The following is a 19,249-nucleotide window of genomic DNA, read 5'->3' as shown; positions in this document are numbered from 1 at the left end:
TGAACCTGACGCACGGGGCTCTCCTGCGGGCCGGCGGCCGGCCCAACAACGGCAAGCCCACCTCCTCGCCGTGTGTCGGGCGACGTAAGCACGGGGGCAAGGTGGGCGCGGCCGCATTCTTACTCTGGGAGGTGCAGTGATGGCGAGGCGCCCAGCTCTCATTCGGCAATCCGACGCAACGCGTCTCCTCAAGGCAGCGCGTGCCGCAGGTTACACGCGCGCGCGCCTGACCGGGCACCCAGATGGCCGCGTAGAGGTTGTCGGAGAAGATGGACCGGAGGCGCCGGCCCTTGACGAATCGCCTTTCGAGCGGTGGAAGGCCGGCAATGCGCGCTAGGCTTGGGGGCATCAATACGGTGCGGCGCCGGCTCGCATCCGGAGAGGTGGCGACTTATCATTACCACCGCGCCAGCGGCGTGCGCCTTGTTGGTGCGCCTGGCTCTCCCGAGTTCGTTGCATCACTTGCCGATGCCGAGCGGCGGATGCGTAAACGTGCCGCCGGCACCCTGTCCGGTCTCATTCGTGAATTCGAGGAGACTGCAAAGTGGCGGCGCCTCGCAGAGAGCACGAAGGGTGAATACCGCCGCGTGCTCACGTTCTGGGAAAGCCGCTATGGTACGTGCCCCCATGAGGCGCTTGAGGACAAAGCCTTCCGCCGCGACGTGCTGAAATGGCACGACACCTTTTCAGCCGAGAAGCCGCGCGAGGCCGACAACAGAGTGACCGTCCTTGCACGCGTGCTTTCATGGGCTGCGAAAGATGGCCCATTGGGCGCGAACGTTCTCGACGGCTTTGATCGCGCCTACCAAGGCGACCGCTCCGAAATGATCTGGCTTCCCGAGCATGTGGAAGCGTTCAATGCGGTTGCCGAACCCGAGATGCAGCTTGCCTTGGTGCTCGCGCTCCACACGGGCCAGCGCCAGGGCGACCTGTTGCGGTTGGCGTGGAGCAGCTACGACGGTGCCCGTATCACGCTGCGCCAGGGCAAAGCCCGCCGCGGCGACAAGCTCGGCCGCGTCGTGCGCGTGCGCTGCACCAAAGCGCTGAAGGTAACGCTCGACATGCTGGAGCGTCGTTCTCCTTTAATCCTGACGACGAAGACCGGGCGCTCCTTCAAGAAGCGCTATTTCGCCGAACTCTGGGAAAAGACGTGCGCTGCGGCAGGCATCACTGATCTGCACTTCCACGACCTACGGGGCACGACGGTGACCATGCTCTTTCAAGCGGGCTGCAACCTCGGTGAGATTGTGGCGATCACTGGCCATTCGCTGCGCCGTGCACAAGAGATCTTGGACAAGTATCTCGCGCGAACCAGCACTATGGCCGATAGCGCGATTGCCAAATTCGAGAACGTTCTGGAAACGGATTTTGCAAAACGGACTGCAAAACAAGAGGGGCAGACCGATGCTAAGTGATGGCGCGCCGGGGAAGATTCGAACTCCCGACCCCCAGATTCGTAGTCTGGTGCTCTATCCAGCTGAGCTACCGGCGCCTGACCCCGCCGGTTGCGACCGGCCCGTGGGGCCGTGGACCCCGGGGTTCGCGGCGAGCATCCCGCCGCGAGGCGCGTGAGGTAGCCTGTTTTGCGCGGCAGCGCAAGGCCCGTGCGCGGGGGCGAAATCGCCGGCGACGTCGCGCGGCGCGCGCGGCCGCGTCGGCGCCGGCGCGGAGGTTCGCTTGCGCCTTGCCGGGATCGGTTTGACGGGCTGTGCCACCGCGCCTCAGGCGCGAGCGCGCTGGCCGCGCCTCAGGCGCGAGTGCGCTGGCTGCGCATCAGGCGCGGGCGCGCTGGCCGCGCCGGCGCAGTTCGGCCGGACGGTCGGGAATCGTGATGAGGAAGGTTGCGCCGATCGTGCCGTCGATCAGCCGGATCTCGCCGCCATGGGCGCGGACCAGCTCGTCCGCGATCGGCAAGCCGAGCCCGGTGCCGCCGCGCCGTGCAGAGGCACGGAATGCCGAGAACAACTGATCGCGATGGGCGGCCGGAATTCCCGGCCCGGTATCGCTGACTTCGATCTCCACAACCGCCCCGCGGCGCCGGGCGCCGATGCGGATCTGGTCGCGCTCCGCCGCGTTCGGCGCGCGCGCCGCAAGCGCCTGCATGGCGTTACGGGAGAGATTGAGCAGCACCCGGAACAACTGGTCCGGATCGACGTCGACGGTCAAAGCGCGGTCGAGCGTGGCGACCCAGCCGATCGAACCGTCCGGCGGGATGCCGAGCGTATCGCGCACCTCCTCGACCAACTCGGCCAGGACCACGTCCCGCCGCTCGGGCAGGGGTTCCTGGGCGCGGCCATAGGACAAAGTCTGCTCGCAATAGGTGATGGCGCGGTCCAGGGCCGCGAGCAGCTTCGGGGCGAAGCGCTGGACCGCAGGGTCCTGGATGGTGGCCAGCCGATCCGAGATCAATTGCACCGAGGCGAGCAGATTGCGCAGATCGTGGTTGATCTTCGAGACCGCGAGCCCGAGCGCCGCAAGGTGCGTCTTCTGGGCCAGGGTTTGCGACAGACCGCGCTGAAGCTCGGCGAGTGCATCCTCGGCGATGCCGATCTCGTCGTCCCGCCCCGACGGGATGAGGATGCGCGAGGCATCTTCCGGGGCTTCGCGATACGCCGACATCCGCTCGGTCAGCCGGCGCATCGGCCGGACGAACAGAGCGTGGAGGCTGAAATAGATCAGAAGGCCGGCGCTCGCCGAAATCAGGAAGGAAATGAGGAAGATCGTCGCGGCAAACTTCACCATCGCGTCGTGCAGCGGACGTTCCGACAGCACGATCTCCAGGAAGTCGCCGTCCCGCGGCGCCGCGGCGACGACGCGCAGCGTGCGGTTGCGGCCGGCGAACAGGGTTTCGAAGGCATCCGGCACGGTGCGCCAGAACGGGGCGTCGCGCAGGTCGACATGCTGGTCGATGGCCGGCGGCATGTCGGACATGGCGAGCAGGCGCCGGGTGTCCTCGCGTTTCACCACGACCAATTGGGCGCCGACACTGTCGAGGATCTGGCGCGCCAGTTCGGGCGGCACCGCCGCCTCCGGCGCGGCTTCGAGCACCAGCGCCGCCGTGCGCGCCGCCGCGATTCGGTCGGACAGCCAGGCGAGGCGGAAATTGGCCAAGGAGGGCACGAAGATCGCGAGTTCGGCCAAAGTCACGAACACCACGGTCAGTATCAGCAGCTTGCCGGACAAGCCGAGGCGCACGCGCCGCCAGGGGCCCGCGCGTAAAATCGGGGAGGTCTCGCTCTCCTGCCTGAACATCGTCTCCAAGACCGATGGGGCGGCGCCGCGTTTGCGGCCGTCCCTCGGCTTAACCTCACGCAAATGTGGCCTGTGAATGGCCGCTATTCCAGAGGCGGCCTATTCCTCTTCGCCGAAGCGGTCGGCGACCAAGGCGGCGAGGGCCTCGAGGGCGGCGGCGGCGTCGCTCCCGCTGGCGGTGACCGTCACGCTGGTGCCCGGCGCTGCGCCCAGCATGAGAAGCCCCATAATGGAGTTGCCGTTCACCGCCTCGCCATTCCGGCACACCGTCACCACGGCGGTGAATCGCTCCACGGTCTGGACGAATTTCGCCGAAGCACGGGCGTGCAGGCCGCGTTTGTTGACGATGGGCAGGGTGCGGACGAGCGCACCTTCGGCAGGAGCCGCGCCGCAGGCATGCGCGGCGGCGGCGTCACTTTCCGGCAAGGACGCGACTTGCGACATTGATATATTTCCGCCCCGCTTCCTGCGCCGTGTTGACCGCCTCGGCGAGCGGCAGCTCCGAGCGCACCTTGGCGAGCTTCACGAGCATCGGCAGGTTGATCCCCGCCACCACTTCCACGTCGGGCGCGTTCATCACGGAAATCGCGAGGTTCGACGGGGTGCCGCCGAACATGTCGGTGAGAATGACGACGCCGTCGCCGGTCTGCACCCGCTGCACCGCCTCGATAATATCGTGGCGGCGGCGTTCCATATCGTCGTCCGGTCCGATCGTGACGGCAGCGATCTGGTCCTGCGGACCCATCACATGCTCCAGCGCGGAACAGAATTCGGTGGCCAGACGACCGTGGGTTACGAGCACGAGACCGATCATGTTGCCTCCGCCTCCGCTTGAAACGTGCGAAGGCCATCCCGCGTTACGGGGCCGCCATATTCAGAGCGGCTCAAAAATTACGCAAGGGGTGCATCGCACAAAAGCATGTGCGCGTCAGGAATTCTGCGTGGCGAGGGCGGCCGCGACCAGCAGAGCGGCGTCCGTGCCTGGGGGGATGGCGATGCGCCAGAGCCGCTGGCCGCAAATGACGGTCTCGCACGCGCCGGGCTCGGGCAGGCGGGAGGCGCCGTCCACGCCGAGGTCGAGAACGAGGGAGATCGGCGCTTCCGGAACGTGCGGCAAGCGCCGGAGGCCGAGATGCCGCACCTCGATCATGCCTGCCAATGCGGCAGGCGCGCACGCCACCACCGCCCCCGCCCGCAGATCGAGCCGCACCCGATCGTCGGCGACGAGGCGGGCCGGGGGAAGGACGCGCGGCGGGTCGAGGATGAGACGCAGCGCCAGGTGCGACTTGCCGCTTCCCGAAGGGCCGCGGATCAGGATGCCGGTCTGCCCGATCAATACGCAGCTCGCATGCACGGTGGGGGGCAGGCGGGGAGCGTCCGCAGGGGGCGGGTCGGTCGGGGACGCAGCCATGAGTCAGCCGCTCGGCAGGGACACGACGAGGCGCGCGCCGAGGACCTTTTCCTCGCCGCTCTCCGCCGGAGCGACGCGGTTCTCCGCCCAGATCCGCCCGCCATGGGCCTCGACGATCTGGCGCGAGATCGAGAGGCCGAGGCCGGAATTCTGGCCGAAGCCCTGGTGCGGCCGGTCGGTGTAGAAGCGCTCGAAAATCCGGCCGAGCGCATCGGGGCGGATGCCGGGACCCTCGTCCTCGACGACGATTTCGACGCCCTGCTTCAGGCGCCGGCAGGTCACGGTCACGGTCGCCTCCGGTGCCGAGAAGGAGCGCGCGTTCGACACCAGATTGTCCACCACCTGGCCGAGCCGCGAGGCGTGCCCGACAATGGTGAAGTCCTGCGGCGCGCCGGGCGCGCGCTCGAAGGCGAGCACCACCTTCACCCCGTCGTCCCGTCGCACGTCCTGGGCCATGCCGACGACCATTTCCAGAAGCTGGCGCATGTCGACATTGGCGGCTTCCTGGCGCTGCAATTCGGCGTCGAGCCGGCTGGCGTCGGAAATGTCCGAGATCAGCCGGTCGAGCCGCTTCACGTCGTGCTGGATCACTTCCAGCAGCCGTCCACGCGACGTGTCGGTCTTGGCGAGCGGGAGCGTCTCGACCGCCGAGCGCAGGGAGGTGAGGGGATTCTTCAATTCGTGCGCGACGTCGGCGGCGAAGCTCTCGATCGCTTCGATGCGATTGTAGAGCGCGCTCGTCATGTCGCGCAGCGCACCGGAGAGATGGCCGATCTCGTCGGATCGGGCGGTGAAGTCGGGGATCTCGACCCGCGACTTGATCCGCCGGCGCACCCGCTCCGCGGCGTCGGCGAGCTTTCGCACGGGATCGGCGATGGTGCCGGCGAGCAGAACGGACAGCAGGACCATCACCGCCGCGGCGACCAGGAAGACCCGGACGATGACGAACCGCTCGGCCTCCACCGCCTCGTCGATCTCGCCGCCTTGGGTCGACAGGAGCAGCACGCCCAGGATGGCGCGGAAGCGCTGGATCGGGACCGCGACCGACACCACGATGCGGCCGCGGTCGTCGACCCGGACGGCGCTCGCCTTCTGGCCGAGGGCGGCGGAGGCGACCTCGGGATATTCCTTCCCGCTCTGCGGGCCGAATTCCTTGTAGAGCGGGAGTTCGCCGCGGCCGATCCACCGCTGGAGGCCGCGCCAGGCGCGCTCCAGGAGCCCCGGGGGCTGCTGGGTGGGCGGCGGCGGGTCGAAGCGCAGGATCTGGCCGCGCGAATAGAGCGAGCGGGAATCCAGCAGCATCATGCCGTCGCGGTCATAGATCCGGGCGCGGGTACCGGTCGGCCCCACCAGCAGGCGCAGAACCGGTGCGACACGCTCCGGATTGATCGGGAATTCGAGCGGCGAGAAACCATCTTCGGCCGGCCCGAAACTGTCCCCCGCCTGGAGTTCCAGCAGCCGCTCGGGATCGATCGTGATCGCATTGGTCTCGACCTGGGCCGAGGCCGCGATGGCGGCGGCGATGATCTCGCCCTGGACCAGAAGGCTCTGGACCCGGGCATCGATCAGGCCGGCGCGGAATTCGGAGAGATAGAGGATGCCGGACACCAGGGCGCACAAGCCTGCGAGATTGAGCAGGACGATGCGCCGCGTCAGGCTGGAAAAGCCATTGAACGCGACGAAGCGGCGCACCCGCCGCAAGCCCGCGAGCACGCCGAAGGCGCGGCGCGGTCGGACCGGCTCGGCGGCGTTTTGGACGTCGAGGGTCATGGGAGCGGGCGGGGTGCGACCCCCGTCCTCAGCCTTCCTTGAAGCGATAGCCGACCCCATAGAGGGTTTCGATCATGTCGAAATTGTCGTCCACCGATTTGAACTTCTTGCGCAGCCGCTTGATGTGGCTGTCGATGGTCCGGTCGTCGACATAGACCTGATCGTCATAGGCCGCATCCATCAAAGCGTTGCGGCTCTTCACGACGCCCGGGCGCTGGGCGAGCGCCTGGAGAATGAGAAATTCGGTGACCGTGAGCGTGACCGGCTCGTTCTTCCAGGTGCAGGTGTGGCGCTCGGGGTCCATGCGCAGGAGACCGCGCTCCAGAACCTTGGCGCTGTCGGTCTCGCGCGGCGCGGTGCCGTCCTTGCCGCTGAAGCGGCGCAGAACCGCCTTCACCCGCTCGACCAGAAGCCGCTGGGAGAACGGCTTCTTGATGAAATCGTCCGCGCCCATCTTCAGGCCGAACAATTCGTCGATTTCCTCGTCCTTGGAGGTGAGGAAGATCACCGGCATATCGTTCTTCTGGCGCACCCGGCGCAGCAATTCCATGCCGTCCATGCGCGGCATCTTGATGTCGAGGATGGCGAGATCGGGCGGATTGGTCTTGAAGCCGTCCAGCGCGGACGCCCCGTCGGTATAGGTGTCGATCCGATATCCTTCCGCTTCCAGCGCGATGGAAACGGAGGTCAGGATGTTGCGGTCGTCGTCGACGAGGGCGATCGTGGGCATGACACCTCTTTCAAGCGTCGGTCGGCCGCGGGGGCGGCTAGAGCGCGTTCAGGTCAGAGTGCAACGTCGTCTGAGCTGCAACACGTTCTCTATCAAGCTGTAGAGACGGAGTCGCCGCCCAGGCCGTCAACTTGAGCGGATCCGGTCTCAGGGTGAAGCCCGTTCGCGTGGCCGAAATGTGACACCGTTCGGTCAATCACCTAAAATAGCTAGAAAATGCGATTCCGCCAATGCGCCTACATCCGGCCCGCCGGGCCGGAAAGGAAGAGCCGCTCAACCATCCATCGGAAAGGGCTGTCCTTGCAAAGAACGGGATCCACCGAGCCGGCCGCGACCGCGCTCCGGCTTGTCCAGGAGGCGCGGTTTGGGGCGTTGGCCACACGCGAGACGGGCGGTGCGCCCTATGTCTCCCTCGTGTCGGTGGCGCCCGACGCGGCAGGCGCGCCGATTCTGCTCCTGTCAAATCTCGCACGTCATACGCGCAATGTCCGGGAGGATGCGCGCGTCTCGCTCCTGATCACGGCCTCAGGGGTGCCGGACGGGTTGATGGGGGCACGGGTGAGCGCGCTGGGCCGGATCGGACCGATCGTCGATGCCGATGCCCGGGCCCGGTTTCTCGCGCGGCATCCGGACGCGGCGGACTATGCGGATTTCGCCGACTTCGCCTTCTACCGCATGGCGGTGGAGGAGGCGCATCTGGTTGCGGGGTTCGGCCGCATTTCGACCCTTCCGGGATCGTGCCTCGCCACCGACTGGTCGGGCGCCGAGGCGGTCAGGGCGGCAGAGGCCGACATCGTCGCCCATATGAACGCCGATCATTCCGACGCGATCGATCTCTATGCCGGCCGTCTCCTCGCCGCGTCCGGGACCGGCTGGCGCATGCTCGCTCTCGATCCTGGAGGCTGCGATCTGATGCGGGAGGGCGTCGTGCGGCGCTTGGATTTTCCGCATCGCGTCACAAGTGTTGCTGCAGTGCGGGAAGCTCTTGTTGCGCTTGCGCAGGTAGCAAGATCGTGACGTTTCAGTAAATTTAATCGTTTTGAAGCGTGGGTGACACAGTTCACACTTTCAGCGCGCCGCTCTAAGTTCCGCGCTTCCGCGTTTGCTCCTTTCGTGGGGGCAGGGCGTGAGCCCAACATTATGTTGAATAAATCAAGGAGACGAGCCGTGCTCGAGACGGGACAACGCAACAGCGCCTGTGGGGCGGACACCTTCGGGCTGCGGCATCTTCAGGGTGTGCACTGGAACCTCACCGAACCCGGGCTGTACGAGCACGCTCTCGCCAACCGGGAGGCGCGTCTCACCAATGGCGGCGCCATCGCCGCCGAGACCGGCGTTCATACCGGCCGGAGCCCCAAGGACAAATTCGTGGTGAAGGATGCCGCGACCGAGGGCGAGGTCTGGTGGGACAATAACGGCGCCATCACCGAAGCCCAGTTCGACGTGATCTACGAAGACTTCCTGAAGCACGCCGAAGGCAAGACCCTGTTCGCGCAGGACCTCTATGGCGGCGCCGACCGCGACTATCAGATCAAGGCGCGGGTCTATACCGAATATGCGTGGCATTCGCTGTTCATCCGCACCATGCTGCGGCGGCCCGAGCGCGCGGAGCTCGACAGCTTCGTGCCGGAGATGACCATCATCGACCTGCCGTCCTTCAAGGCGGACCCCGCGCGCCACGGCGTCCGCTCGGACACCGTCATCGCGGTGAATTTCAAGCGCGGCATCGTGCTGATCGGCAACTCGTCCTATGCCGGCGAGATGAAGAAGTCGGTCTTCACCTTCCTGAACTATCTGCTGCCCGCCAAGGGCGTGCTGCCGATGCACGGCTCGGCGAATGTCGGCAAGGACGGCGACGTCGCGATCTTTTTCGGCCTCTCGGGCACCGGCAAGACGACCCTGTCCGCCGATCCCAACCGCACCCTGCTCGGCGATGACGAGCACGGCTGGGGCAAGGACGGCGTGTTCAATTTCGAGGGCGGCTGCTACGCCAAGACCATCCATCTCTCGCGCGAGGCGGAGCCGGAAATCTACGATGCGTCCAACAGGTTCGGCACCATCCTCGAGAATGTGGTGCTCGATCCCGTGACCCATGTGCCGGATTTCGATGACGGCCGGCTCACCCAGAACACGCGCTCCTGCTACCCGCTCGACTTCATTCCGAACGCGACCAGGACCGGAATCGCCGGCCAGCCCAAGAACATCATCATGCTGGTCGCGGACGCCTTCGGCGTGATGCCGCCGATCGCGCGTCTCAGCCCCGATCAGGCGATGTACCATTTCCTGTCGGGCTATACGGCCAAGGTCGCCGGCACCGAGAAGGGCGTGAAGGATCCGGAAGCGACCTTCTCGACCTGCTTCGGCGCGCCGTTTTTGCCGCGCCACCCTTCGGTCTACGGCAATATGCTGCGCGATCTCATCGCCAAGCACGGGGTCGATTGCTGGCTGGTCAATACCGGCTGGACCGGCGGCAAGTTCGGCGTGGGCCGGCGCATGCCGATCAAGGTGACGCGCACGCTGCTCACCGCCGCCCTCGACGGGTCGCTGAAGGACGTGCCGTTCCGCACCGATCCGTATTTCGGCTTCTCGGTGCCGACCTCGCTCCCGGGCGTCGAGCCGCACATTCTCTATCCCTCCAAGACCTGGGCGGACAAAGCGGACTTCGATGCCACCGCGCGCAAGCTCGTGGCGATGTTCCAGGAGAATTTCGCCAGGTTCGAGCAGCATGTGGACCCCTCGGTCCGCGACGCCCAGCCCCAGGTGCGCATCGCCGCCGAGTGAGCGGCGCCGCGCGGGCGTGACGCCCGAAAAAATCTTCGACGGAACAAGCTTTGCCATGGGCGGTTCTTCCGCCCATGGACGCAACCACGAGCACTGCCGTTCCCACGGCCCCCGGCCGGCCGCGCGCGGCCTCGGCCCTTGGCGGCCTCAATTTCTTTCTGGCGGACGTGCGCGACGGGCTCGGGCCCTTCCTCGGCATCTTTCTGCTCGGCCAAGGCTGGGCTCCCGACGAGATCGGCTTTGCGATGACCGCCGGCGGCCTCGCCGGCATGCTGGCGGCCGGGCCGCTGGGCGCGCTCGCCGACGCAACACGGGCGAAGCGGGGGTTGATCGCGGCCTGCGCCGTGGCCGTGATCATCGCGACGCTCGCTCTGCTCGCCGTCCCGACTTTGCCGGTCACCCTCGCTTCGCAGATCTTCTCCGGCCTCGCCGGCGCGGCGATCGGCCCGGCTCTGGCGGCCTTGACCCTCGGTCTCGTCGGGCAGGACAGGCTGCCGACGCAACTCGGCCGCAACGAGGCCTTCAACCACGCCGGCAACATGTCCGCAGCGGTGCTCGCCGGCGGGCTCGGCTATGCCTTCGGGATCACGGCCGTCTTCTGGCTCATGGCGGCGATGGCTGCCGGCTCGCTGCTCGCGCTCCTCTTCATCCGCCCGGGCGACATCGACCACGACGTCGCGCGCGGCCTGGAGCCGGGCGACACGGCGCACGGCCGCCGTCCGCCGGGATTCCGGGCCTTGATCGGATCCGGCCCGCTTCTCGCCGTCGGCTTCACCCTGCTCCTGTTCCATCTCGGCAATGCGGCGATGCTCCCGCTTCTCGGCCAGGCGATCGCCGCGAAGGGCGAGGTCGATCCCGCCGCCTATACGGCCGCGACGGTGGTGATCGCGCAGCTCACCATGATCCCGATGGCGCTGATCGCGGCGCGCATCGCCCGCACCCACGGCTATTTTCTCGTCTTTCTCGCCGCGCTCGTCGCGCTGCCCGTCCGCGGCCTGATCGCCGGATTGTGGGCGTCGCCCTATGCCCTGGTGCCGGTTCAGATCCTCGACGGCGTCGGCGCCGGGCTGCTCGGGGTGGCGACCCCCGGCATCGTCGCGCGGATCCTGCGCGGCTCCGGCCATGTGAATGCCGGGCTCGGCGGCGTGATGACGCTGCAGGGGGCAGGGGCCGCGCTCAGTCCGGCGCTGGCTGGGATGGTGGCGGCCCGGTTCGGCTATGGCGCCGCCTTCCTGGTGCTGGCCGGCGCGGCAGGCGCCGCGCTCGCCCTCTGGCTGATCTGTGCGCCGCGGTCGGTCCCGGTGCCCGCCGCATCGACGGGGTGACGCTTCGGTGACGGCGGGCGTCGCGATCCATTGTCGCGGGACACTGGAACTGCTAAAAACGTTTCATGAGCAGTGCCCGCATCCTTCGTCCGCGCCCGTCCTTGGAGGCCTTTTGCGCCGCCGGGCATTACGCGCGCACGACCATGGAATTCGCGGCCGTGCCGGATCATGTGCGCCTGCCTGGCCGCTTCTTCGGTCGTTTCACGACCGCGGCGCTCGCCGGCCTTCGTCGCTGATCTCCGACATTCCGTCTCTTTCCGGCTCGGCTCGACGGCGCGCATCCCGCGCTCCGGCCACATCCTCAGGACAAAGCTCATGAACGCCCCCGCCAGCGCCCCGCGCACGTTGTACGACAAGATCTTCGACGACCACGTGGTCGAGCGGCAGCCCGATGGGACGTGCCTGCTCTATATCGACCGCCATCTGGTGCACGAGGTCACGAGCCCGCAGGCCTTCGAGGGACTGCGGATGACCGGCCGCAAGGTGCGCGCCCCGCAGAAGACGCTCGCCGTCGTCGATCACAACGTGCCGACCACGGATCGCTCTTTGCCCAATCCCGATCCCGAGAGCGCCGCGCAGATCGCCGCCCTCGAGGAGAATGTGAAGGAATTCGGGATCGAATATTATGACGGCTTCGATGTCCGCCAGGGCATCGTCCATGTCGTCGGACCCGAGCAGGGCTTTACCCTGCCGGGCACCACCATCGTGTGCGGCGACAGCCACACCTCGACCCATGGGGCCTTCGGGGCGCTCGCGCACGGCATCGGCACGTCGGAGGTGGAGCACGTCCTCGCCACCCAGACGCTGATCCAGAAGAAGGCCAAGAACATGCGGGTGACGGTCGACGGGCCGCTGCCCGATGGCGTCGGCGCGAAAGACGTGGTGCTCGCCATCATCGGCACGATCGGCACCGCCGGCGGGACCGGCTACGTCATCGAATATGCCGGCGACGCGATGCGCGCGCTCTCGATGGAGGGCCGGATGACGGTCTGCAACATGTCGATCGAGGGCGGGGCCCGCGCCGGCATGGTGGCGCCGGACGAGAAGGCGTTCGCTTATATCAAGGACCGCCCCAAGAGCCCCAAGGGCGCCGACTGGGACGCCGCGATGCGCTATTGGGAGACGCTGCGCAGCGACGAAGGGGCCTATTTCGACAGCGAAATCCGCCTCGACGGGGCCAATTTGCCGCCGATCGTCTCCTGGGGCACGAGCCCCGAAGACGTGGTGTCGATCGACGGGCTGGTGCCCGATCCGGACATGATCGAAGACGAGGGCAAGCGCGGCGCGAAGAAGCGCGCGCTCGCTTATATGGGCCTCACCGCCGGGACCAAGATCACCGACATCATCGTCAACCGCATCTTCATCGGCTCCTGCACCAATGGCCGCATCGAGGACCTTCGCCAGGCGGCGAAGATCGTCGCCGGGCACACGGTCAATCCGAATGTCAGCGCGATGGTGGTGCCGGGCTCGGGCCTCGTAAAGGCCCAGGCCGAGGCCGAGGGTCTCGATGCGATCTTCAAGGCGGCCGGCTTCGAATGGCGCGAGCCGGGCTGCTCGATGTGCCTCGCGATGAATCCCGACCGCCTCTCGCCCGAAGAGCGCTGCGCCTCGACCTCGAACCGCAATTTCGAGGGGCGCCAGGGCTTCAAAGGGCGCACGCACTTGGTTTCGCCGGCCATGGCGGCGGCCGCGGCGATCGCCGGGCGCTTCGTCGATATCCGGCGCTGGCCCCAGGCCTGACCGCGCCGACCCCTCGGCAAAAAATTCCCCCGGTTGCGCCGGGGGAAGGTGGGGGTCACACCGGCAAAAGCCCGGATTGGGACGGCGGGCGCTCCGCGACAGCGGGCGCTTCGCCGGGATGCCTCAGACGGTCAGAAAAAACGCGGGCAAGAGCCCGGCGGCCTGAGCCTCCTGAGGCGCAAAATACGCGGCAACGCCGAGAATGGTCACGAGTCCGGCCGTGACTGCAAGCTTGCGCAACATGGTCAGCCTCCTGTTTGCCTATTGGAGGGTCAACCGCGGAAGATGGTTAAAAGTTCCTTAGCTTCGTCATCTTGGTTCGGCGAAGCGGGGCGGCGTCGCCGAAGCGCCGAACACTTGGACCGAACACTGGACCGAACACTGGACCGAAACTTGCCGCGCAGCGGGCGCGGCGAACTCAGCGCCCGATGGGGCGGATCGAGCGAGGGACGATGCCGGACGCCACCGACTGGAGCCGCCTGACGGCGCCTTCCCTCGAACAGATGGAGGCGCTCGCCGATGCCGCCTATGGGCGGCTTCCCGAGAGTTTTCGCGCCCTGGCGACCGGCGTGGTCATCCGGGTCGAGGATTTTCCGACGGACGAGATTCTGGAGGAGATGGAGGCCGAGACGCCGTTCGACCTTCTCGGCCTGTTCCAGGGCGTCGGACTGGCGCAGGACGCGGCGGTGACCGAGACCGGGCGCCTGCCCAACATGGTGTTCCTCTATCGCCGGCCGATCCTCGATTTCTGGGCCGAGGAGGATCAGACGCTGGGCGAGATCGTGACCCATGTTTTGGTGCACGAGATCGGACACCATTTCGGGCTGTCGGACGAAGACATGGAGCGGGTGGAGGCGGCGGCGGACGCCTGAACCCGGCCAAAGGGGCGGACGCCCCGAAATCAGCGAGAATCGGCGCGCAGCGCCGCAGCAGGGACGAAGGGATCGCGGAGATGGAAAAGTTCACCGTTCTGGAAGGCGTCGCGGCGCCGATGAAGCTGGTCAATGTCGACACCGACATGATCATCCCCAAGCAGTATCTGAAGACGATCAAGCGCACCGGCCTCGGCACCGGCCTGTTCTCCGAGATGCGCTACAATGACGACGGCACGGAGAATCCCGCCTTCGTCCTGAACCAGCCCGCCTACCGCAATGCCAAGATCCTGGTGGCCGGCGACAATTTCGGCTGCGGCTCGTCGCGCGAGCACGCGCCGTGGGCGCTGCTCGATTTCGGCATCAAGTGCATCATCTCGACCGGCTTCGCCGACATCTTCTACAACAATTGCTTCAAGAACGGCGTGCTGCCGATCGTCGTGAAGCCCGAGGACCTCGACAGGCTGTTCGAGGATGCCGAGCGCGGCGCCAACGCGACCCTGACGGTCGATCTCGCCGCTCAGGAGATCCGCGGGCCGGACGGCGGGACGGTGCGGTTCGAGATCGATCCGTTCCGCAAGCGCTGTCTCCTCGAGGGGCTGGACGATATCGGCCTGACGCTCGAAAAGAGCGGAAGCATCCAGCAGTTCGAGACCTCCAGGCAGAGCGACCGCCCCTGGCTCTGACGGCGGCGCGGCGCTGCGGCCGGGAGCGGGCACCGCCCGTTTGGGAGGGGACTGCCCCCGATCCGGCCGCATACCGCCGCCCGCCCCGCGTCCCGTGCACATGAAAGGCTGATCCGGCGGCGGATATCCGCTAAGCTCCGGCTGTCAATTCACGCCCGCCCGCGTGGCGCTCGGTTCTTCGTGAGGGTCCTCTGTGCCGCATGATACGTCGCTGATCTCCACCATCGTCGGCGCCCTGGTGCTGGCTTTCGTCTTCGGCGCGGTGGCGCAGCGGCTGCGGATTTCCCCTCTGGTCGGCTATTTGCTGGCGGGCGTCGCGGTCGGCCCGTTCACGCCGGGCTTCGTCGCCGACCAGCATCTGGCGCTCCAGCTCGCGGAGATCGGGGTCATCCTGCTGATGTTCGGCGTCGGCCTTCATTTCTCGTTGAAGGACCTGCTGTCGGTCAAAGCCATCGCCGTCCCCGGTGCGGTCGTGCAGATCGCGGTGGCGACGCTCCTCGGCATGGGGCTCGCCTGGCTGATGGGCTGGGGCGTCGGCGGCGGGCTCGTCTTCGGTCTGGCGCTCTCGGTGGCGAGCACCGTGGTCCTTCTGCGGGCGCTGCAGGAGCGCCGCCTGATCGAAAGCGAGCAGGGACGGATCGCGGTCGGCTGGCTGATCGTCGAAGACCTCGCCATGGTCCTCGCTCTGGTCCTGCTGCCGGCGGTCGCGGACTCGCTCGGAGGCACCAGCCCCGGAACCGGCGCGGCGGCCACGTTCCTCGACGATGCCGACCTCCTCACGACGCTCGCCGTCACCCTCGGAAAAGTGATTGCGTTCGTGGCCCTGATGCTCGTGGTCGGGCGCCGCGTGATCCCCTGGGTGATGCAATGGGTCGCCCATACCGGGTCGCGGGAGCTGTTCCGGCTCGCGGTGCTGGCGATCGCGCTCGGCGTCGCCTACGGCTCCGCGCTGCTGTTCGGCGTGTCGTTCGCCCTCGGCGCGTTCTTTGCCGGAATGGTGTTGAGCGAGAGCCCGCTCGCGCACCGCGCCGCCGAGGAGACGCTGCCGCTGCGCGACGCCTTCGCCGTGCTGTTCTTCGTCTCCGTCGGGATGCTGGTCGATCCCAAGATCGTCATCGAGCATCCCCTTCCGCTGCTCGGGACGATCGTCGTGGTTCTGGTGGGAAAATCGTTGGCGGCCTATGCCATCGTCCGCCTGTTCGGCCATGAGCGCATCACCGCCCTCACCATTTCGGCGAGCCTGGCGCAGATCGGGGAGTTCTCCTTCATTCTCGCCACGCTCGGCGTCGATCTCGACCTCATGCCCGCAATGGGCCGCGACCTGATTCTCGCGGCGGCGATCGTCTCGATCGTGACCAACCCGTTCTTCTTCATCGCACTCGACCGGTTCGGGCCCCGTCTTGCGGGGGTTCGGTCGGCCCCCGCCGCGGCGACGCCGACGCGGCAGATCCCGATCACGGCGCAAGCGGGCCACACCGTGCTCGTCGGGTACGGACGGGTGGGGCGGCTGGTGGGAGAGGGGCTGAAGGCGGCTGGGGTGCCGCTTCTGGTGATCGAGGATGCCGACGACGCGGTCGAAGCCCTGCGCGCCTCGGACATCGAGGTGGTGGACGCCAATGCCGCGCTGCCGGAAGCGCTCGCGGCCGCCAATATCGCCGGCGCGCGCCGTTTGATCCTCGCCATCCCCGACGGCATCGAGGCCGGCTCGGTCCTGAAGAAGGCGCGCACCCTCAACCCCGACATCGAGATCATCGCGCGCGCCCATTCCGACGCCGAGGTGGAGCACCTGCGGCGCGGCGGGGCGGAATTCATCATCATGGGCGAGCGCGAAGTGGCGCGTGGCATGCTGGCGCATCTCGTCCCGGAAGCTGCCGCGACGGGACTATCGGCCCTGTCGTCAACCGGCCTGTTCGATCCCCCTCGGGGCGCCATCGAAGCGGCGCTGGAGGCGGACGAGAGTGAGGCGGCCGCTGGGTCCGACGCCGGCGGCGCGCCGGGCGACCCTCCGGCTGCGCCATCGGAAAAGCCGCGGCAAGAGGCCGTCGCGGGCCCGCCCGCATGAGCGCGGCTTCCCCGCGCGGCGCCGTTTGGCGTTGACGCGTGGCGCGGGCGCCCCTATAAGCCGTGCCCGAACTCGGGCGGCTCCGGCTCCCTGGGACCTCGCCCTTTTCTCATGGCGGCCGTCTTCGGTCTGCATCCTGAGCGGGCGTCCGACGCACATTGCCGAGGGCAGGGGTTCCGGTGAGCCGCCGCGCCACAAACTTTATCCGGAGACAGACCCGTGAAGCGCACCTATCAACCGAGCAAGCTCGTGCGCAAGCGTCGGCACGGCTTTCGTGCGCGCATGGCGACGATGAACGGACGCAAGATCATCGCGTCCCGCCGGGCCCAGGGCCGCAAGCGCCTGTCCGCCTGAGGCACGACGGCCCGCGGGATCGCGCATCGTGGACCGCCTGCGCAAGCGCGGTGACTTTCTCGCTGCGGCGAAAGCCGAGAAGGCGGGTGTCGCCTCCTTGCTGCTGCAGGGCCGCAATCGCCGCGATGCGGGAGACCCCCGCCTCGGTTTCACGGTGACCAAGAAGATCGGCAACGCCGTGGTGCGAAACCGCATCCGGCGGCGCCTGCGCGCGGTTGCCGAAGCCGTCGTCCCGGCCGCCGGCCGTCCCGGCTACGATTATGTGATGGTCGCCCGCCAGTCGGCGCTGCGCGCGCCGTTTTCTGACCTTGTCCGCGACCTCGAACGCGCCATATCCCGGCTGCACGGCGCGCCCAAGAGAAGGTCCGACGACCCATCCCCCCGCGCCGAGGGAGGCCGCCCGGCATGACCGACAATCGCAACATGTTCATCGCCATCGGCCTGTCGCTGGCGATCCTGATCGGCTGGCAGTTCTATTTCGGCATTCCTCAGGCGGAGAAGCAGCGTCAGCTCGCCGAGCAGCAGCGCGCGGCGCAGCAGACCGAGCAGGTCCAGCAGGGCGCGCAGCCGGGCGCGACCACCCCGACCCCCGACGGCGCCGCCGTCCCGAGCCGGGGCACGGCGCCGCCGCGCGCCCTGACCCGCGAACAGGCGATCGCCGCCACGCCGCGCGTTGCCATCGACACGCCGCGCCTGAAGGGCTCGATCTCGCTGCGCGGCGGCCGGGTCGACGATCTGTCGCTGCTCGATTATCGCGAGACCGTCGATCCCAAGAGCCCGCACATCGTCCTGCTCTCCCCGTCCGGCGCGCCGAACCCGTTTTATGCGGAATTCGGCTGGACCAGCGCGCCGGGCACCAATGTGAAAGTTCCGGGGCCGGATGCGCTCTGGACGGCGCAAGGCGGCGCGCTGACCCCCGGCGCTCCCATCGTCCTGACCTATGACAATGGCGAGGGCCTGCTGTTCAGGCGCACCTTCGCCGTCGACGACCAGTATATGTTCACGGTGAAGGACGAGGTCGAGAATCGCGGCGGCGCGGCGGTCACCCTGTTTCCCTACGCCCTCGTGTCGCGCCACGGCCTGCCCGCGACCCAGGGCTTCTACATCCTCCACGAAGGCATGATCGGCGTGCTCGGCGATGCCGGGCTGCAGGAAGTGACCTATTCCAAGCTCGAGGACGCCCAGCCCCACACCTACAAGGCGACGGGCGGCTGGCTCGGCATCACCGACAAATATTGGGCCGCGACGGTCATCCCCGACCAGGCGACGGCCGTCGATGCGCGGTTCTCCTCGCATCAGGCCGGCACCAGCCGGACCTTCCAGGCCGATTACCTCGCGGCCGGCAAGACCGTCGAGCCGGGCGCGACGACCGCGTCTCAGGGGCGCCTGTTCGCCGGCGCCAAGGTCGTCGCGGTGGTCGACGGCTATCAGAGCCGGTACCAGATCGACCGGTTCGACCTCCTGATCGACTGGGGCTGGTTCTACTTCATCACCAAGCCGCTGTTCCTGGTGATCGACTGGATCTATCACGTCGTCGGAAATTTCGGCGTCGCGATCCTGATCGTCACGGTTCTGCTGAAGCTGATCTTTTTCCCGCTCGCCAACAAATCCTACGCCTCGATGGCGAAGATGAAGGCGCTGCAGCCGGAAATGATGGCGATCCGCGAGCGCTATGCGGACGACAAGGTGAAGCAGCAGCAGCTCACCATGGAGCTGTACAAGAAGCAGAAGGTCAATCCGGTCGCCGGCTGCCTGCCGATCCTGATCCAGATCCCGGTCTTCTTCGCCCTGTACAAGGTGCTGTTCGTGACCATCGAAATGCGGCATGCGCCGTTCTTCGGCTGGATTCACGACCTTTCGGCGCCGGATCCGACGACCATCTTCAATCTGTTCGGCCTGATCCCCTGGGATCCCGGCGCGGTGCCGGTGATCGGCGCCTATCTGATGCTCGGCGCGTGGCCGCTCATCATGGGCGTCACGATGTGGGTGCAGATGAAGCTCAATCCTGCGCCGCCGGATCCGACGCAGCAGATGATCTTCAACTGGATGCCCATCATCTTCACCTTCATGCTGGCGCACTTCGCCGCCGGTCTGGTGATTTATTGGGCCTGGAACAACACCCTGTCCGTGCTCCAGCAGGCGCTGATCATGAAGCGTCACGGCGTCAAGATCGAGCTGTGGGACAATATCCGCTCCGTCTTCAAGAAGAAGGCGCCCGCCAAGCACTGACGCCCCGGCGGTTGAAGCGGGCCGTCGCACGGGCGGA

At 67.3% G+C, this 19,249-nt stretch carries 17 protein-coding genes and 1 tRNA gene; 11 read left to right on the top strand and 7 right to left on the bottom strand.

Annotated elements, in window-relative coordinates; genetic code table 11:
- The first annotated feature begins 290 nt into the window (after positions 1-290).
- Positions 291-1,415, top strand: a complete 1,125-nt coding sequence (locus EDC64_RS04085) for a tyrosine-type recombinase/integrase (RefSeq protein WP_245504517.1) — start codon at positions 291-293, stop codon at positions 1,413-1,415.
- Here the strand turns inward: EDC64_RS04085 and EDC64_RS04080 are convergent.
- The 7 genes from EDC64_RS04080 to EDC64_RS04050 form a co-directional block, all read right to left on the bottom strand.
- Positions 1,416-1,492: transfer RNA gene (locus tag EDC64_RS04080), tRNA-Arg, on the bottom strand. It lies immediately after the preceding gene.
- A gap of 281 nt (positions 1,493-1,773) precedes the next feature.
- Positions 1,774-3,252 (bottom strand): sensor histidine kinase, encoded by a 1,479-nt coding sequence (locus EDC64_RS04075; protein ID WP_132029919.1) that lies wholly within the window; start codon positions 3,250-3,252, stop codon positions 1,774-1,776.
- A gap of 99 nt (positions 3,253-3,351) precedes the next feature.
- Positions 3,352-3,696 carry an HPr family phosphocarrier protein gene (locus EDC64_RS04070; protein WP_132029918.1) on the bottom strand — a complete coding sequence of 115 codons (345 nt, stop codon included), beginning with the start codon at positions 3,694-3,696 and terminating at the stop codon, positions 3,352-3,354.
- A complete protein-coding gene (locus EDC64_RS04065; protein ID WP_132029917.1) occupies positions 3,665-4,066 on the bottom strand; it encodes a PTS sugar transporter subunit IIA in 402 nt (133 codons plus the stop codon). The genes EDC64_RS04070 and EDC64_RS04065 overlap by 32 nt, the downstream gene beginning before the upstream one ends.
- A 114-nt stretch (positions 4,067-4,180) precedes the next feature.
- A complete protein-coding gene (locus tag EDC64_RS04060) occupies positions 4,181-4,663 on the bottom strand; it encodes an HPr kinase/phosphorylase (protein ID WP_132029916.1) in 483 nt (160 codons plus the stop codon).
- A gap of 3 nt (positions 4,664-4,666) precedes the next feature.
- Positions 4,667-6,433 (bottom strand): sensor histidine kinase, encoded by a 1,767-nt coding sequence (locus EDC64_RS04055; protein ID WP_132029915.1) that lies wholly within the window; start codon positions 6,431-6,433, stop codon positions 4,667-4,669.
- Between the two features lie 28 nt (positions 6,434-6,461).
- Positions 6,462-7,163, bottom strand: a complete 702-nt coding sequence (locus EDC64_RS04050; protein WP_132029914.1) for a response regulator transcription factor — start codon at positions 7,161-7,163, stop codon at positions 6,462-6,464.
- 300 nt (positions 7,164-7,463) lie between these two features.
- Here EDC64_RS04050 and EDC64_RS04045 point away from each other — a divergent pair, with 300 nt between their 5' ends.
- The 10 genes from EDC64_RS04045 to yidC all read left to right on the top strand — a co-directional run bounded on the left by EDC64_RS04045 (position 7,464) and on the right by yidC (position 19,212).
- Positions 7,464-8,180: a HugZ family pyridoxamine 5'-phosphate oxidase gene (locus EDC64_RS04045; RefSeq protein WP_274594933.1), complete on the top strand. Its 717-nt coding sequence runs from the start codon at positions 7,464-7,466 to the stop codon at positions 8,178-8,180.
- A 150-nt stretch (positions 8,181-8,330) separates the two neighbouring features.
- On the top strand, positions 8,331-9,944 hold the full coding sequence (locus EDC64_RS04040) for a phosphoenolpyruvate carboxykinase (protein WP_420808939.1): 1,614 nt from the start codon (positions 8,331-8,333) through the stop codon (positions 9,942-9,944).
- Positions 9,945-10,018: 74 nt separating this feature from the next.
- Positions 10,019-11,269: an MFS transporter gene (locus tag EDC64_RS04035; RefSeq protein ID WP_132029911.1), complete on the top strand. Its 1,251-nt coding sequence runs from the start codon at positions 10,019-10,021 to the stop codon at positions 11,267-11,269.
- 315 nt (positions 11,270-11,584) lie between these two features.
- Positions 11,585-13,009 carry a 3-isopropylmalate dehydratase large subunit gene (gene leuC, locus EDC64_RS04030; protein ID WP_132029910.1) on the top strand — a complete coding sequence of 475 codons (1,425 nt, stop codon included), beginning with the start codon at positions 11,585-11,587 and terminating at the stop codon, positions 13,007-13,009.
- A gap of 452 nt (positions 13,010-13,461) precedes the next feature.
- A complete protein-coding gene (locus EDC64_RS04025; protein ID WP_132029909.1) occupies positions 13,462-13,881 on the top strand; it encodes a metallopeptidase family protein in 420 nt (139 codons plus the stop codon).
- Positions 13,882-13,961: 80 nt separating this feature from the next.
- Positions 13,962-14,567 carry a 3-isopropylmalate dehydratase small subunit gene (gene leuD / locus EDC64_RS04020; protein ID WP_132029908.1) on the top strand — a complete coding sequence of 202 codons (606 nt, stop codon included), beginning with the start codon at positions 13,962-13,964 and terminating at the stop codon, positions 14,565-14,567.
- 193 nt (positions 14,568-14,760) lie between these two features.
- The gene (ybaL, locus tag EDC64_RS04015; RefSeq protein WP_132029907.1) at positions 14,761-16,629 is read left to right on the top strand and encodes a YbaL family putative K(+) efflux transporter; all 1,869 of its coding nucleotides are present in this window, start codon (positions 14,761-14,763) and stop codon (positions 16,627-16,629) included.
- Positions 16,630-16,848: 219 nt separating this feature from the next.
- The gene (gene rpmH / locus EDC64_RS04010) at positions 16,849-16,983 is read left to right on the top strand and encodes a 50S ribosomal protein L34 (RefSeq protein ID WP_132029906.1); all 135 of its coding nucleotides are present in this window, start codon (positions 16,849-16,851) and stop codon (positions 16,981-16,983) included.
- Positions 16,984-17,011: 28 nt separating this feature from the next.
- Positions 17,012-17,392, top strand: coding sequence for a ribonuclease P protein component (gene rnpA, locus EDC64_RS04005; RefSeq protein ID WP_132029905.1), 381 nt, complete (start codon positions 17,012-17,014; stop codon positions 17,390-17,392).
- Positions 17,389-19,212 (top strand): membrane protein insertase YidC, encoded by a 1,824-nt coding sequence (yidC, locus tag EDC64_RS04000; RefSeq protein ID WP_132029904.1) that lies wholly within the window; start codon positions 17,389-17,391, stop codon positions 19,210-19,212. The genes rnpA and yidC overlap by 4 nt, the downstream gene beginning before the upstream one ends.
- Positions 19,213-19,249 lie beyond the last annotated feature (37 nt).

Origin of the sequence: Aquabacter spiritensis, from assembly GCF_004346185.1 — a bacterium.
Lineage (GTDB): Bacteria > Pseudomonadota > Alphaproteobacteria > Rhizobiales > Xanthobacteraceae > Aquabacter > Aquabacter spiritensis.
Note: the sequence above shows the minus strand (reverse complement) of the source record. Positions and strands in the feature narration are given on the sequence as shown.

Coding starts and splice junctions, on each gene's coding strand:
- EDC64_RS04055 (WP_132029915.1), bottom strand. CDS start 6,433: ATGACCCTCGACGTCCAAAACGCCGCCGAGCCGGTCCGACCGCGCCGC.
- leuC (WP_132029910.1), top strand. CDS start 11,585: ATGAACGCCCCCGCCAGCGCCCCGCGCACGTTGTACGACAAGATCTTC.
- EDC64_RS04060 (WP_132029916.1), bottom strand. CDS start 4,663: ATGGCTGCGTCCCCGACCGACCCGCCCCCTGCGGACGCTCCCCGCCTG.
- EDC64_RS04050 (WP_132029914.1), bottom strand. CDS start 7,163: ATGCCCACGATCGCCCTCGTCGACGACGACCGCAACATCCTGACCTCC.
- EDC64_RS04065 (WP_132029917.1), bottom strand. CDS start 4,066: ATGATCGGTCTCGTGCTCGTAACCCACGGTCGTCTGGCCACCGAATTC.
- EDC64_RS04075 (WP_132029919.1), bottom strand. CDS start 3,252: ATGTTCAGGCAGGAGAGCGAGACCTCCCCGATTTTACGCGCGGGCCCC.
- EDC64_RS04070 (WP_132029918.1), bottom strand. CDS start 3,696: ATGTCGCAAGTCGCGTCCTTGCCGGAAAGTGACGCCGCCGCCGCGCAT.
- EDC64_RS04025 (WP_132029909.1), top strand. CDS start 13,462: ATGCCGGACGCCACCGACTGGAGCCGCCTGACGGCGCCTTCCCTCGAA.
- yidC (WP_132029904.1), top strand. CDS start 17,389: ATGACCGACAATCGCAACATGTTCATCGCCATCGGCCTGTCGCTGGCG.
- EDC64_RS04035 (WP_132029911.1), top strand. CDS start 10,019: ATGGACGCAACCACGAGCACTGCCGTTCCCACGGCCCCCGGCCGGCCG.
- leuD (WP_132029908.1), top strand. CDS start 13,962: ATGGAAAAGTTCACCGTTCTGGAAGGCGTCGCGGCGCCGATGAAGCTG.